Below are 14,597 nucleotides of genomic sequence, written 5' to 3'. Positions count from 1 at the left end.
AAATGCCATTATTAGAAGCTAAAAATATAGGAATTACATTTGGTGGTCTAAGAGCAGTTGATAACTTTAGTTTAACTATAGATGAAAGTGAAGTTGTAGGATTAATAGGTCCAAATGGTGCAGGTAAGACTACAGTATTTAATATGCTTACAGGAGTATATCTTCCTACAAATGGAGATATAGTAATAGACGATAAAAAAGTAACTGGGTCTAAACCATATCAAATAGTTGGAAAAGGTGTAGCAAGAACATTTCAAAATATAAGACTGTTTGAAAATTTAAGTGTTTTAGAGAATGTAAAAACGGCATTTCAAAAAGAAATGAAGTACGGAATATTATCAGGTGTATTAAGACTTCCAAGCTATTGGAGAGAAGAAAAAGAGATAGATAAAAAAGGAAGAGAGCTTTTAGCTTTATTTGAAATGGAAGATTTAGCAGATGTAACAGCTAAAAACTTACCTTATGGTAAACAAAGAAAGCTTGAAATAGCAAGAGCCCTTGCTACTAATCCTAAAGTATTAATGTTAGATGAACCAGCAGCAGGAATGAACCCACAAGAAACTATAGAACTGATGGAAACAATACACTTTATAAGAGATAAATTTAAAACATCTATACTTTTAATAGAACATGATATGAATTTAGTTATGGGAATTTGTGAGAGACTAGTTGTTTTAAACTATGGTGTAATTCTTGCACAAGGGACTCCTGAAGAAATTAAGAATAATCCAGATGTTATAAGTGCTTATCTAGGAGAATAGGAGGTGTAGGTATGTTAAAGGTAAATGATTTACAAGTGTTTTATGGAATGATACACGCAATAAAAGGAGTTAGCTTTGAAGTTAAAAAAGGAGAAATAGTTACTTTAATAGGAGCTAATGGTGCAGGAAAAACTACTATTCTTCAATCTTTATCAGGTATGTTAAAGCCAAAATCAGGGACTATTGAATACAATGGTACGGAATTGTCAACTATAGAACCTCATAAAATAGTTCAAAAAGGACTTGCTCATGTCCCAGAAGGAAGAAGAGTATTTTATCAAATGACAGTAGAAGAAAACTTAGAATTAGGTGGATTTTCAGTTAAAGATAAAAAGCAAATTGATGAAGGACTTAAAAATGCATATGAGAAGTTTCCTAGACTTTATGAAAGAAGAAAACAATTAGCAGGAACATTAAGTGGAGGAGAACAACAAATGCTTGCTATAGGAAGAGCTCTTATGTCTAAGCCGGAAATAATATTAATGGACGAGCCTTCTATGGGATTAGCGCCTATATTAGTAAAAGAGATATTCAATATAATACAGGAAATAAATAAAGCTGGAATGACAGTTTTATTGGTAGAACAAAATGCTAATATGGCACTATCTATAGCACATAGAGCATATGTTTTAGAAACAGGAAAAATAGTATTAGAAGGTAACTCAAAAGATTTAATGGGAAATACGGAAATTAAAAAAGCTTATCTTGGTGGTTAAGATAAACAAAAATAAATTATTAATAAAAAGGTCTATATCTATCTTAAATATGATATGGGCCTTTTTATTTAATTAAAATAACACAACTTTGTGATAGATTAAAAATTTAAGTTACTAAAGTTTTTTAGTTAAAAAAGTAATTGTAGATACATGTGTTTCCTTTTCCTATTGGTTAATATATAATGAATAAGAATGACTAAAATTATGTAGGAGCAAAAATATGAATAAACAATACTTTGATGCAAAAGAGCATATATTTGAAAATGGACTTAAACTTATAACAATAAAGAAGGACACTAAAATATCATCTATACAAGTCGGACTTAAAGTCGGATCTATAAATGAGAATTTAAATGAAAAAGGTATAAGCCACTTTATAGAACATATGCTGTTTAAGGGTACGAAACATAAAAATAACGAAGAAATAAATCAGGCTTTAGAAGATCGTGGAGGATCATACAATGCATATACTACTTATACAACTACTGTTTTTAGTATAACAGCTTTGGCGGAAGAATTAGAAAAATCTACAGAAACATTGTCTGATATGATAATTAATTCTACATTTCCTAAAGAAGAAATTGAAAAAGAAAGAAGTGTTATACTGTCAGAAATAAAAAATGGCATGGATGATGTAGAACAATACAGTTATAGTAAAGTAAATGATATAGCTTTTAAAAAGAGCTTTTTAAAATATGATATTGCTGGAACTGAAAGAAGAATTAAAAAGTTTGATAGAAAACAACTATTAGAGTTTTATAATGCTTACTATATTCCAAATAATTGTGTGATAAGTGTCATATCTTCTTATGAACATGATGAAGTAAAAAATATGATAGAAAGATACTTTAGTAACTGGGAAAGAAGAGAGATACCGAAAAAAGATATTATAATTGAAAAGAATATATGTACAGAAAAAATCTCATACAAAAAAGATATAGAGCAAAGTACTTTGATATATTTATATACATTCTATAACTTATCTAGAGAAGAAGAAATAGCTTTAGAAATATTGAATTATAAATTAGGAGAAAGTCCTAATTCGATTTTGTTCAGAACATTAAGAGAAGAAAAAGGAATGACTTATGAGATATATTCTGAATTAGATGCCACAGACAATGTAAAAACTTTATATATCTATACATCTCTTAGTGAAGATGATATATGGGAAGCTAAAAGAATAATTGAAGATTGTATAGAAAATATAATTACAAATAAAATTAACATAGATGAGAAAAATATAGTTTTGATGAAAAAAGTTATGAAAACAGGAATAGCATCTATATTAGAAGATACAGATTCATTGTGTAACTATGTTTTGCATCAGGGTTTAACAGATAAAAAAATTGATGCTTTTGTAGATGACTTAAATATCTTAAATCATATTGAAAGAGATAAAATATATGAAGTAGCAAGAAAAGTTTTTACTGAACCTACAATTCATATATTATTAAATAAATAAAGGGAGCCATTTATAATGAGGGAGAAGTACTTTCCTACAAGTCAATGGGATAAAAAACAATTAGAAGAAATTGATATAGATTTTGAAAAGATAAAACTAGCTATGGATGAAGTTAAGAAACTAGAAAATATAAATAGCTTTTTATTAATAAAAGATGGATATTTAATAATAGAGGATTATTACAATGGGTGTAACAAAGATACTTTAAATATTATAAACTCTGTAACTAAGAGTATAATATCTTCTTTAATAGGAATAGTTATAGACAAAGGATTTATAAAAGGTATTAATGAGAGGATTATAGATTATTTCCCAAGACATAATATAGATGAGAGTTTAACTATACGACATTTGCTTACTATGACTGCTGGATTTGAGTGGGGAAGTCATAATATAAATGAACCTTTACTTGAAAATATGTATGAAAGTAATAACTGGATAGAATTTATTTTAAATGTACCTATTGATAAAGAAAAAATAGGTGTATTTCAATATAATAGTGGAGTTTCTCATATACTGTCTAATATTATTACTATCGCTAGTGGGATGAAAACAGAAGAGTTTGCTAACAAATATTTATTCAGAGAAATAGGAATAGATGAGATAAATACTGTGAATAAAATAAATAAGACTTATAGCTTAAGAAGTATACAATGGACTAATAAAGAACAATGGAGTAAAGATCCTCAAGGAATAAATATAGGTGGATTTGGACTTATGCTAAAGTCAAGAGATATGGCAAGGTTGGGACTACTGTATCTAAATGATGGAAAGTGGAAGGATAAACAAGTTATATCTCAAGATTGGATTAAAGAATCTACTAAATCACAAGTTAAGGTAGATGGAATAGGGAACTATGGATATCATTGGTGGACTAAGGAGAGAAAAGATTCTAATTTATTCTTTGCATTAGGATATGGAGGACATTATATAATGTGTGATCCAAATAATGAATTGGTAGTGGTATTCACTTGTGAAAGCAATAATATAAAGGAGAATAAAGATCCAGGATACATTATATATAAGTATATAATTCCAGCCTTTAAAAGAAGATCTATAACTGCCAGTAATAAAAATTAATTAAAGATAAAGAAAGATTTTAATATATTAAAAAAAGAAGCTATTTTAAATAGCTTCTTTTTTATATTAAGTATTATTTTCTAAGATCATCTAATAATTTAGTTTTTTCAGCAGTTTTTTCATCTTTTTCTTTTATAACCTTTGCAGGAGAACCAGCAACAACTGAATTGGCAGGAACATCTTGAGTTACAATTGAACCAGCAGCAACAACAGCTCCTTTACCAACTCTAACACCTTCTAATATAACTGCATTAGCTCCTACAAGTACATCATCTTCAATTATAACAGGAGTTTTACTAGGTGGTTCTAATACACCAGCAACTACTGCACCTGCTCCAATATGAGCATTTTTACCTATAGTACCTCTGGCACCAACAACAGCATTCATATCAATCATAGTGTTTTCGCCAATTTCAGCACCTATATTAACAACAGCGCCCATCATTATAACAGCATTTTCACCTATAACAACTCTATCTCTTATAATAGCTCCAGGCTCAATTCTTGCTTTTATATTTCTTGAATCTATAAGAGGGATTGCAGAATTTCTTCTGTCGAATTCAATGTGGAAATCTTCTATTTTATCTTTATTTCCTTCAAGAAGTTTTGATACAATGTCACTTTCACCAAAAGCTATTCTCGAATTTCCTTCTCCGAAAACTTTAAGTCCTGAAAAATCTATACCTTCTAAGCTTCCTTTAACGAAAAGTTTAACTGGAGTAGACTTCTCAGCTTCTTTAATAAATTTTGCAATTTCATAAGGGTCATTAAGATTAGGTTGTTTAATTTCTGTACTCATTTGTTTATTACCTCCTTAAAGATTAGTTAATAGATTTTAATTTTCATTAAATAAGTCATCCATACTATACAGTCCAGGAGATTTATCAGCTATAAATTTTGCTGCATTTACGGAACCAACAGCGAAGATTCTTTTAGACATTGCTGTATGCTTTATTTCAACTATTTCATCTAGTCCTGCAAATATAACTGAATGTTCACCTACTATAGTTCCACCTCTTACAGCATGGATTCCTATTTCATCTGGTTGTCTTTTTGAATCGTTTCCTTCTCTACCAAATGTAAAGTTTTTAGAATTATTAAGTTCTTCATTTATAGCATTAGCTATCATATAAGCTGTACCACTTGGAGCATCTATTTTTTTATTATGATGCTTCTCAATTATTTCAATATCGAACCCTTCTAAAGCTGAAGCAGCTTTTTTTACTAAATTAATCAAAATATTTATTCCTAAAGACATATTTCCTGAATATAGTATAGGAACATTTTTTGAAGCTTCTTTAATACTTTCAATTTCCTCATTAGAGTATCCTGTTGAAGCAATTACTAATGGGACTTTCTTTTCAGTAGAGTATTTTAGTAAGCTTGGAAGAGAGGCAGGATTAGAAAAATCAATTATAGCATCAGCTTCTCCAGAAAACTTGTTTATGTCCTCATATACTGGATACTTGTTATCTATACCCAGCCATGTGTCTATTCCTGCAACTATTTCAAAATTATTATTTTCATCTACTACTTGGGTAATGACTTGACCCATCTTTCCATTACAACCACAAAGGATTAACTTTAACATTACATTACCTCCTTATAATAAACCATAGTCTTTCATGCTGTTAGACAGTATTTCAAGATTACTTTCAGACATTGAGGTTAAAGGAAGTCTTAAACTACCTACTTGCATACCCATTAGATTCATAGCTGTTTTAACAGGAATAGGGTTAGGCTCTATGAATAAGCAGTCTACAAGGTTTTTAAGTTTTAATTGAAGTTCTCTTGCCTTATCAACTTCACCGTTTAAGTAAGCTGTAACCATATCATGAGTTTCTTTTGGTAAAATATTTGCTACAACAGATATAACTCCTTTACCTCCTACAGATAATGTAGGTACTACTATGTCATCATTTCCAGAGTATATATAAAAGTCTTTAGGACATAATCTAGCAATTTCAGTAACTTGACTTAAATCTCCACTAGCTTCTTTTATAGCTTTAATGTTTTTATGACTTGAAAGTTCAGCTACAGTTTTAGGTAATATATTTACGCTTGTTCTTCCAGGTACGTTATATAATATAATAGGTGTATTTACACTATCAGCAATTGCTAAGAAATGTTCTTTTAATCCTTTTTGTGAAGTCTTATTGTAGTAAGGAGTTACTACTAATAATCCATCAGCACCAACCTCTTCAGCATATTTACTAAGTTCAATAGAATAACTAGTATTATTACTTCCAGTACCAGCTATAACAGGGATACGACCATTAACTTTCTCTATTGTAAATTTTATAGCTTCTCTTCTTTCTGCATCTGACATTGTAGAAGATTCACCAGTAGTTCCACAGATTATTATCGCATCTGTCTGATTTTCTATATGAAACTCTATTAATTCAGATAGCTTATTAAAGTCTATACCTTTATCAGAAAAAGGAGTTACAATAGCTACACCAGAACCTTCAAATAGTTTCATTATAAAACCTCCCAAAATATTTAGATTTTCTAACTAAAATCATAAAGAATAAAAAATGTTCATTTAATTATAATACACTATAGAATACACAAAGGTTACATTTTACTTACTAGTAATTCAGCTATTTGAACAGTGTTAGTAGCAGCTCCTTTTCTTATGTTATCTGCAACTACCCAAAGGTTTAAACCATTTTCAATACTAAAGTCTCTTCTAACTCTTCCAACGAAAACTTCATCATGTCCGTCAGCAGTAATCTGCATTGGATATACTGTATTTTGAGGATCGTCTTGAACTATAACACCTTTAGCATTTTTTAGAACTTCATATACATCCGATAATTCAAATGGTTTTTCGAACTCTAGGTTAACTGAAACAGCATGGCTATTTTTAACAGGAACTCTAACAGTTGTAGCTGTTATTTTTAAATCATAATCATTTAATATTTTCTTAGTTTCTTCAATCATTTTAATTTCTTCTTTAGTGTATCCATTATCTAAGAATGAGTCTATATGAGGAAGACAGTTAAAAGATATTGGATGAGGATAGTTGTTTGTTGTACCATTCTCTAAATCAGCTATTCCTTTAACTCCTGAACCAGAAACAGCTTGATAAGTAGAATATACTATTCTTTTTATTTTAAAAGCTTCATGTAACGCTTTTAATGGAACAACTACTTGGATAGTAGAACAGTTTGGATTAGCAATAATTCCATTATTCCAGCTAATATCTTCAGGATTTACCTCAGGTACAACTAGTGGGACATCTTTATCCATTCTCCAAGCACTACTATTGTCTACAACTGTAACTCCTTTTTCTTTTGCTATTGGAGCAAACTTTTTACTTATATCTCCTCCAGCAGAGAATAATGCTATGTCTATATCTCTATCAAAAGAACTTTCTGTTAATTCCTCAACAGTGTATTCTGTACCTTTAAAAATCACTTTAGAACCACTTGATTTAGCAGAAGCAAAAAGATATAAATTTTCTATAGGAAAATCTCTTTCTTCTAATACCTTTAAAAATGTATTACCAACCATTCCTGTAGCACCAACTATAGCTAAATTAACTTTTTTCATTATAAATCACCTCTTAGATTAATATTTATTTTATTATTAAAAGTTGTATACTCCCTTACATATGGACTTAGCTGGGCCTGTCATGTATACATCATTTTCAGTTTGTTCTATCTTTAAAGTCCCGCCATCAATATGTATATTAACAGTTTTAGTTGTATTATAAAGGATAGAACTTATTATTGCAGTAGCTGTAGCGCCAGTGCCACAAGCAAGAGTCAATCCAGCACCTCTTTCCCAAGTTTTTAAGTTTATATTTTCCTCATCAACAATTTCAAAGAAATTAACATTTGTTTTAAGAGGGAAAAGAGGATGTTTTTCTATTAGTGGGCCTATTCTTTCTACTTCTGTTTCTTCCAGATTATTTACCTTAATAACAGTATGAATAGTTCCAATCATTAAGGAAGAAATTTTATATTTTACACCATCTATTTCTAAGTCTTTATTTATAAAGTCCTTTTCTGTGGTGTTTATAGGAAAATCAGTAGTTGAAAATATAGGACTCCCCATATTTACTTTAACATGAGTCACTTCGTTATTAGATATTACTAATTCAGGTTTCATTATACCTCCTAGAGTTTCTACACTAAAAGAGGTTTTCGTAATTATTTTATTATCATAAACGTATTTAGCAAAGCATCTTATACCATTTCCACACATTGGAGCTTCAGAACCATCAGCATTATAAAAAATCATTTTTATATCAGCTATATCCGATTCATCTACGATTATCATTCCATCAGCACCTATTCCAAAGTGCCTATCACATACTTTTATAGCTAAATCACTATAAGTAGGTATCTTATCTTTGATGGCATTAAAGATTATAAAATCATTGCCTGTGCCTTGTAACTTTTCAAAGTTGAGCATAAAACTTCCTCCAAAATTAAATTATACATTAACTATTATACATCATTAAGGTAAGTAGGTACATTCGTATAATACTATAAATTTAATTCTTTAGCTAATGTGCTTATAGTTCTATCTTTATCAGTTGTCTTTATAGTATATGATATGCTTATTTCAGATGTAGTGACTTGCTTAAATTCTATATTATTGTCTGAGAATAATTTAAATATTTTAGCTGCTACACCAGATTGATTTCTCATACCTGTACCAACTACAGATACTTTTGTTACATCACTTTCTTTTAGATACTCAATTTCAGTCATATCTTTTTTTAGTTCATTAACTATTCTATCAATATTAGGCTCATCATCTTTGCAAGTTGTAAATGAAACATTTACATATTTAGTAGAAGGAGAAGTCTGGCTTATCATATCGATATTTACATTTTCATCTGCTAATCTACAGAATATTTTAGATATATTGTTTGAATTATAAGGTATGTTATTTAAAGTAACCATTAAAACATTATCAGTAGCTGTAAGTCCCGTAATCAAATTTTGTTCCATAGTGTCATCATACTCCTTTATATAAGTTCCTTTTACATTTCCAGTATTTAATCCTACATATATAGGTACATTATATTTATGACCTATTTCAACAGATCTTGTTTCCATAACTTTAGCACCTAGACTTGCCATTTCCATCATTTCTTCGTAGCTTATAAAGTCTAATTTTTTAGCAGCAGGATATACTCTAGGATCTATACCATATATTCCATCCACATCTGTATATATTTCACATGAACATCCAAGTTTTGCTGCTATAGCAACTGCTGTAGTATCTGAACCACCTCTACCTAAAGTAGTTATATCTCCAGATTCATTTATACCTTGAAATCCTGCAACTACAACAATTTTACCATCGTTTAAGTGAGTTTTTACTCTTTCAATATCTATATCTTGTATAATATTCTTGGTATGAGAACCTTCTGTTTTTATTCCTGCTTGAAATCCAGTTAAAGATATAGATTCATAACCGAATTCTTTTAAAATCATAGAAAGTAAGGAAATAGATATTTGTTCTCCAGTTGATAAAAGCATATCCATTTCTCTTTTACATGGATTAGAAGAAATTTCTTTTGTCATTTCTATTAAACCATTCGTTGTTTTGCCCATAGCAGAAACTACAACGACTACATCATCGCCTTTTTCTTTTCGAGCAATTAGTCTTTTTGCTATTTCTTTCATTTTTTCTACGGTTGCTACAGAAGAGCCACCATATTTTTGAACTACAGTACTCACTTCAAGTCCTCCTTTATATATAGGTACATTTTAGAATACATCATTTCTTATAATATCTTCATAAGTTTCTCTTTTTACAACTATTCTAGCCTTTCCATCCTTTACAAATAAAACTGGTGGTTTTGGAAGTCTATTATAGTTACTTGCCATACTATAGTTATAAGCACCTGTACTAAAGACAGCAACAATATCTCCAGACTCAGTCTTAGGAAGCTTAATATCTTTTATTATCATATCTCCAGATTCACAACATTTACCTGCTATTGTGTAATTTACTTCATTTTCTTTATTCATTTTATTTGCAATAGCACCTTCGTATTTTGCAGAATATAAAGCAGGACGTGGATTATCAGTCATTCCGCCATCTATAAAGATATAGTTTTTACCTCCATAAGTTGACTTAGTACTTCCTACTTCATATAGAGTAGTTCCAGCATTTGAAATTATTGATCTTCCTGGCTCTATCATAAACTTAGGAGATTCTAGTCCTAGATCTTTAGATTTCGATTTAACTAGAATAGCAAGTTCTTTTAAAAACTTTTCTAAATTCATGGGTTTATCTTCATTTGAGTAATAAACTCCAAAGCCTCCACCTAAATTTAGTTCTTCTACAGTAAAGTTGCATTCATCTTTAATTTTAGCTGCAAATTCAATCATAGCAGAAGCTCCCAAGAAAAATGATTCTTCTTCAAATATTTGAGATCCAATGTGACAATGAAATCCTTTAAAGTCTAGATAATTACTATTAGATAATCTATTTACTATATTTAAGATTTCGTCACTGTATATAGATTCACCAAATTTAGAATCATGTTTAGTAGTCTGAATATATTCATGTGTATGTGCTTCAATACCGGGATTAATTCTTAGTAAAACTGTCATAGTTTTGTTTAACGATCTACATATATCTTCTAACAAATCAATTTCGTGATTATTGTCAACTATGATTCTTCCTACACCTGACTCTACTGCTAAAGTTAATTCTTGTACTGTTTTATTGTTACCATGCATATACATTCTTGCAGGAGGGAAATTAGCTTTTAAGGCTGTATAAAGTTCACCACCAGATACAACATCAATACTTAAGCCTTCCTCATTTATAAGTTTACACATTGCAATATTTAAAAAAGCTTTCGATGCGTATATTACTTCTGTATTTAATCCATCCAGTGAAAAATTATTTTTAAAAACTCTACAAGTGTTTCTTACTAAATTTTCATCTATAACATATAATGGTGTACCAAATTCTCTTTTTAAATCTAGAACGCTACATCCACCAATTTCTAAAATACCATTGTTATCAACTTTCATTGTACCAAATAATTTCATGATTTTATTTCACCACTTTCTCAAAATGTGTAATAAAAAAACAGCTAAGAGCAAAAGGTCTCTTAGCTGTTGTATGCATATAGTTATGCAAAGTCCTTTCGCCCACAATGTGAAAGTGCTCCAACAGAAAATTGGGCAAATTTCTGTTGACAGTACTATACTTATTCAGCATAGTCCCAACACACAAGACTTTTTAAGTCATTATGTATTTCGGCGATTGCACCTTTCCTTATGTAAAAGTACTATTTACAACCGCGGCCTCTTTAACACATCGCTTTATTAAAATATTTCATTGTTTTTCAATATCCTAACAAATAAAAAAGGTATTGTCAATAAAAATATTAAATAGAAGTACAAATATTCTAAAAATATTTTATTTTATGACAAAATTATATGCTTATCACTTTGAATATGTTATTTTAAAATAAGAGTATAGGGGTATTAAAAATATGGCTTTTATAAATAGATTAATAATATAATAGCAGATTCTACTTTTAATATATTTTAAGACTTACCTAAGAAAGATAGAGTAAAACTTTTATATAAAATATTTACAAAATAAATTACTTTGATATATGGTAAGAATATTATATATAATATATTATGAATTAAGTATATGACTTTTATGGGGGTATTATAATGTTTGAATTGATAGATAGTATAAAGAACGAAGTTGTAGATATGAGAAAGTATCTTCATCAAATACCTGAGTTGGGATTTCAAGAAGTTAAAACTTCAAAATATATAAAAGAAAGATTAGAATCTTTAGGATTTGAATTAGAGGTAGTTGCAGGTACAGGTATAGTTGCATTTAAAAAGGGTACTTCTAGTGAAAAAGCTATAGCTTTTAGATCTGATATAGATGGACTTAGAGTAAAAGAGGAGACAGGATTGCCATTTGCCTCTAAAGAAGAAAATCATATGCATGCTTGTGGTCATGATGGGCATATGTCTATACTACTAGGATTTGCTACTTTTATAGCTAGTCTTCCAAGTATAAAAAGAGATATAGTGTTAATATTTCAGCCAGCGGAAGAGGGACCAGGAGGAGCAGAAGTAATAGTTAAAGAAGGTATATTGAAAAAGTATAATGTGGAATCTATATTTGGACTTCATATATTACCAGATATTGAAGAGGGAAAAATAGGAATTAACTATGGTCCTATAATGGCTCAGTGTGGTGAAATAGAAATATTAATTGAAGGAAAAGGTGGACACGGGGCTATGCCTCATACTAGTATAGATACTATATATGTTACAAGCCAACTTATAAGTTCTTACCAGAGTATAGTAAGTAGAAATATAGAACCTATAGAAGGAGCAGTTTTAACTATAGGTAAGATAAATGGTGGGGAAGCAAAAAATGTGATAGCAGAAGAAGTTAAAATAGAAGGAACTATAAGAGCTTATAGACCAGAAGTATATAATACTATAAAGTCTAGAATACAAGAAATAAATAGTGGAATTGAAAAAATGTTTGGAGTGAAAATAACTACTAATGTAATTGATATGTATCCTGCAGTGAATAATGATTATGATTTATTTAATATAATGAAGGAAGCTTTGGATGAGGATGAAATTCATATATTAAAACCTATGATGATAGCTGAAGACTTTTCTTACTATCAACAAGAAATACCTGGCTTTTTCTTTATGTTAGGATCAAGAAATGAAAAATTAAACTATATATATCCTCTTCATCATTGTAAGTTTAACTTTAGTGACGAAGTGCTAGGTCATGGTGTAAAAACATATATAAAAATTGCTAATAAATTAGGAATTATATAGAAAATAATAAGTAGAAATAATATTAAGTAAGAAAAAATGCAAGTTATTTTTTAAAACTTGCATTTTTTTCTTGTTATTTATATAATATTATGATAAAATACGATTATATTTTAATACAAAAAATTAAATAAAAGCATATTTATAAATCAAATAACGCATGCAAAGTTTAAAATAAGACATGGGTTATTAATTTTTTAAATAAGCAAAAAACTTGAGCGAAATATAAAAGTCTGAATTTAAAGAAAATAATTAAATATTAGTTTAAAAACATTTTTATGCAGATAGTATTTTAACTTAATATGAATACTTGAATGAATAAAAATAAATCTTGCATTATCTTTTGAGATATTATGAAATTCAAGAAAATATTTACGGGGAGGGCTAATTTTATGAAAGATAACGGACTTGGTATGACACAACCAAACTTATTTAAAGAAACATTTCCTTATTCAGAGATTCCAAAAACAGTTTTTAATAATGTATTAGTGCCTATGGATTTACCTGAAAAAATATGGATTACTGACACTACTTTCAGAGATGGTCAGCAATCAATGTCTTCATTTACAGTTGATCAAATAGCTACTATATACGACTATCTTCATAAGCTTGATAATGGGTCAGGAATAATAAGACAAACGGAATTTTTCTTATATACAGAAAAGGATAGAAAAGCTGTTGAAGAATGTATGAAGAGAGGATACGAATTTCCGCAAATAACATCTTGGATAAGAGCTAAAAAAGAGGATTTACAATTAGTAAAAGAAATGGGTATTAAAGAAACAGGAATGCTAATGTCTTGTTCAGATTATCATATTTTTGATAAATTAAAGATGAATAGAGAACAAGCGATGAATGCATATTTGTCAATAGCTGAGAATGCTTTAGAAAATGGAATAATACCTAGATGCCATCTTGAAGATATAACAAGAGCAGATTTCTTTGGATTTGTAGTTCCTTTTGTTCAAAAACTTATGGAATTATCAGAAAAATCAGGACTTCAAGTTAAGATTAGAGCATGTGATACTTTAGGACTAGGAGTTCCTTATAATGGGGTAGAACTACCTAGAAGTGTACCTGCTATTATTCATGGCCTTAGAAAATATGCAGGAGTACCTTCAGACTCTATAGAGTGGCATGGACACAATGATTTTTATTCAGTAGTTACTAATTCAGCGACTTCATGGTTATATGGATCAGCTTCTGTTAATACTACTTTGTTTGGTATTGGAGAAAGAACAGGAAACTGTCCATTAGAAGCCATGGTAGTTGAGTATGGCCAATTAAAAGGTAGTACTAAGGATATGGATCTTACTATAATAACTGAAATAGCAGACTATTTCAAAAAAGAACTTGATTACGAAGTACCACAACGTACACCTTTTGTTGGAAGTGAATTTAATGTGACAAGAGCAGGTATACATGCAGATGGATTATTAAAAAACGAAGAAATCTATAATGCATTTGATACATCCAAGATACTAAATAGACCAGCCTTAGTAGCAGTTAATGAATATTCAGGTGTAGCTGGGATTGCAGCATGGATAAATGGATATTTCAAACTTAAAGGTTCAAACAAATTAAATAAAAAAGATAGTAGAATACTTCCTATAAAGAAATGGGTTGATGAGCAATATGAAAATGGAAGAACTACTGTAATAAGAAATGATGAGTTAGAAAGTATCACATTAAAATATATTACAAACTTATTAGAAGAAAAAGATGATGAACAAGCTGTAATATAGACATACTTTAGGAG

Annotated in this window: 13 protein-coding genes and 1 riboswitch; of the genes, 6 read left to right on the top strand and 7 right to left on the bottom strand. The window is 29.4% G+C overall.

All coding sequences use genetic code 11. The features are described from left to right. Nucleotides 1–2: 2 nt before the first annotated feature. From CLPU_RS00920 to CLPU_RS00905, 4 genes are all read left to right on the top strand, one after another. Nucleotides 3–761: an ABC transporter ATP-binding protein gene (locus tag CLPU_RS00920; protein WP_050353756.1), complete on the top strand. Its 759-nt coding sequence runs from the start codon at nucleotides 3–5 to the stop codon at nucleotides 759–761. Between the two features lie 11 nt (nucleotides 762–772). After that, on the top strand, nucleotides 773–1,477 hold the full coding sequence (locus CLPU_RS00915) for an ABC transporter ATP-binding protein (RefSeq protein WP_050353755.1): 705 nt from the start codon (nucleotides 773–775) through the stop codon (nucleotides 1,475–1,477). A gap of 220 nt (nucleotides 1,478–1,697) precedes the next feature. After that, nucleotides 1,698–2,939, top strand: a complete 1,242-nt coding sequence (locus CLPU_RS00910; RefSeq protein WP_050353754.1) for a M16 family metallopeptidase — start codon at nucleotides 1,698–1,700, stop codon at nucleotides 2,937–2,939. A 15-nt stretch (nucleotides 2,940–2,954) separates the two neighbouring features. Beyond that, nucleotides 2,955–4,019, top strand: a complete 1,065-nt coding sequence (locus tag CLPU_RS00905; protein WP_050353753.1) for a serine hydrolase domain-containing protein — start codon at nucleotides 2,955–2,957, stop codon at nucleotides 4,017–4,019. 73 nt (nucleotides 4,020–4,092) lie between these two features. Here the strand turns inward: CLPU_RS00905 and dapD are convergent, their stop codons facing one another. The 7 genes from dapD to lysA form a co-directional block, all read right to left on the bottom strand. Continuing rightward, entirely contained in the window at nucleotides 4,093–4,818 is a 726-nt protein-coding gene (gene dapD, locus CLPU_RS00900; RefSeq protein ID WP_050353752.1) for a 2,3,4,5-tetrahydropyridine-2,6-dicarboxylate N-acetyltransferase, read from the bottom strand. 36 nt (nucleotides 4,819–4,854) lie between these two features. Continuing rightward, complete coding sequence (gene dapB / locus CLPU_RS00895; RefSeq protein WP_050353751.1) at nucleotides 4,855–5,610, bottom strand: 4-hydroxy-tetrahydrodipicolinate reductase; 756 nt, start codon at nucleotides 5,608–5,610, stop codon at nucleotides 4,855–4,857. A gap of 12 nt (nucleotides 5,611–5,622) precedes the next feature. Then, nucleotides 5,623–6,501, bottom strand: a complete 879-nt coding sequence (dapA, locus tag CLPU_RS00890; protein WP_050353750.1) for a 4-hydroxy-tetrahydrodipicolinate synthase — start codon at nucleotides 6,499–6,501, stop codon at nucleotides 5,623–5,625. Between the two features lie 95 nt (nucleotides 6,502–6,596). Next, nucleotides 6,597–7,577 (bottom strand): aspartate-semialdehyde dehydrogenase, encoded by a 981-nt coding sequence (locus tag CLPU_RS00885; protein ID WP_050353749.1) that lies wholly within the window; start codon nucleotides 7,575–7,577, stop codon nucleotides 6,597–6,599. Between the two features lie 36 nt (nucleotides 7,578–7,613). Continuing rightward, nucleotides 7,614–8,444: a diaminopimelate epimerase gene (dapF, locus tag CLPU_RS00880; RefSeq protein WP_050353748.1), complete on the bottom strand. Its 831-nt coding sequence runs from the start codon at nucleotides 8,442–8,444 to the stop codon at nucleotides 7,614–7,616. Between the two features lie 74 nt (nucleotides 8,445–8,518). Beyond that, the gene (locus tag CLPU_RS00875; protein WP_050353747.1) at nucleotides 8,519–9,724 is read right to left on the bottom strand and encodes an aspartate kinase; all 1,206 of its coding nucleotides are present in this window, start codon (nucleotides 9,722–9,724) and stop codon (nucleotides 8,519–8,521) included. A gap of 30 nt (nucleotides 9,725–9,754) precedes the next feature. Continuing rightward, complete coding sequence (gene lysA, locus CLPU_RS00870; protein ID WP_050353746.1) at nucleotides 9,755–11,053, bottom strand: diaminopimelate decarboxylase; 1,299 nt, start codon at nucleotides 11,051–11,053, stop codon at nucleotides 9,755–9,757. Between the two features lie 105 nt (nucleotides 11,054–11,158). Next, a riboswitch (Lysine riboswitch) is annotated at nucleotides 11,159–11,325 on the bottom strand. Nucleotides 11,326–11,692: 367 nt separating this feature from the next. Between lysA and CLPU_RS00865 the strand changes: the two genes are divergently transcribed. Beyond that, nucleotides 11,693–12,841 carry a M20 metallopeptidase family protein gene (locus CLPU_RS00865; protein WP_082154011.1) on the top strand — a complete coding sequence of 383 codons (1,149 nt, stop codon included), beginning with the start codon at nucleotides 11,693–11,695 and terminating at the stop codon, nucleotides 12,839–12,841. A 389-nt stretch (nucleotides 12,842–13,230) separates the two neighbouring features. Continuing rightward, nucleotides 13,231–14,583, top strand: coding sequence for a beta/alpha barrel domain-containing protein (locus CLPU_RS00860; RefSeq protein WP_050353745.1), 1,353 nt, complete (start codon nucleotides 13,231–13,233; stop codon nucleotides 14,581–14,583). Nucleotides 14,584–14,597 lie beyond the last annotated feature (14 nt).

Source organism: Gottschalkia purinilytica (assembly GCF_001190785.1).
GTDB lineage: Bacteria > Bacillota > Clostridia > Tissierellales > Gottschalkiaceae > Gottschalkia_A > Gottschalkia_A purinilytica.
This window is presented reverse-complemented; position numbering and strand designations above follow the sequence as displayed.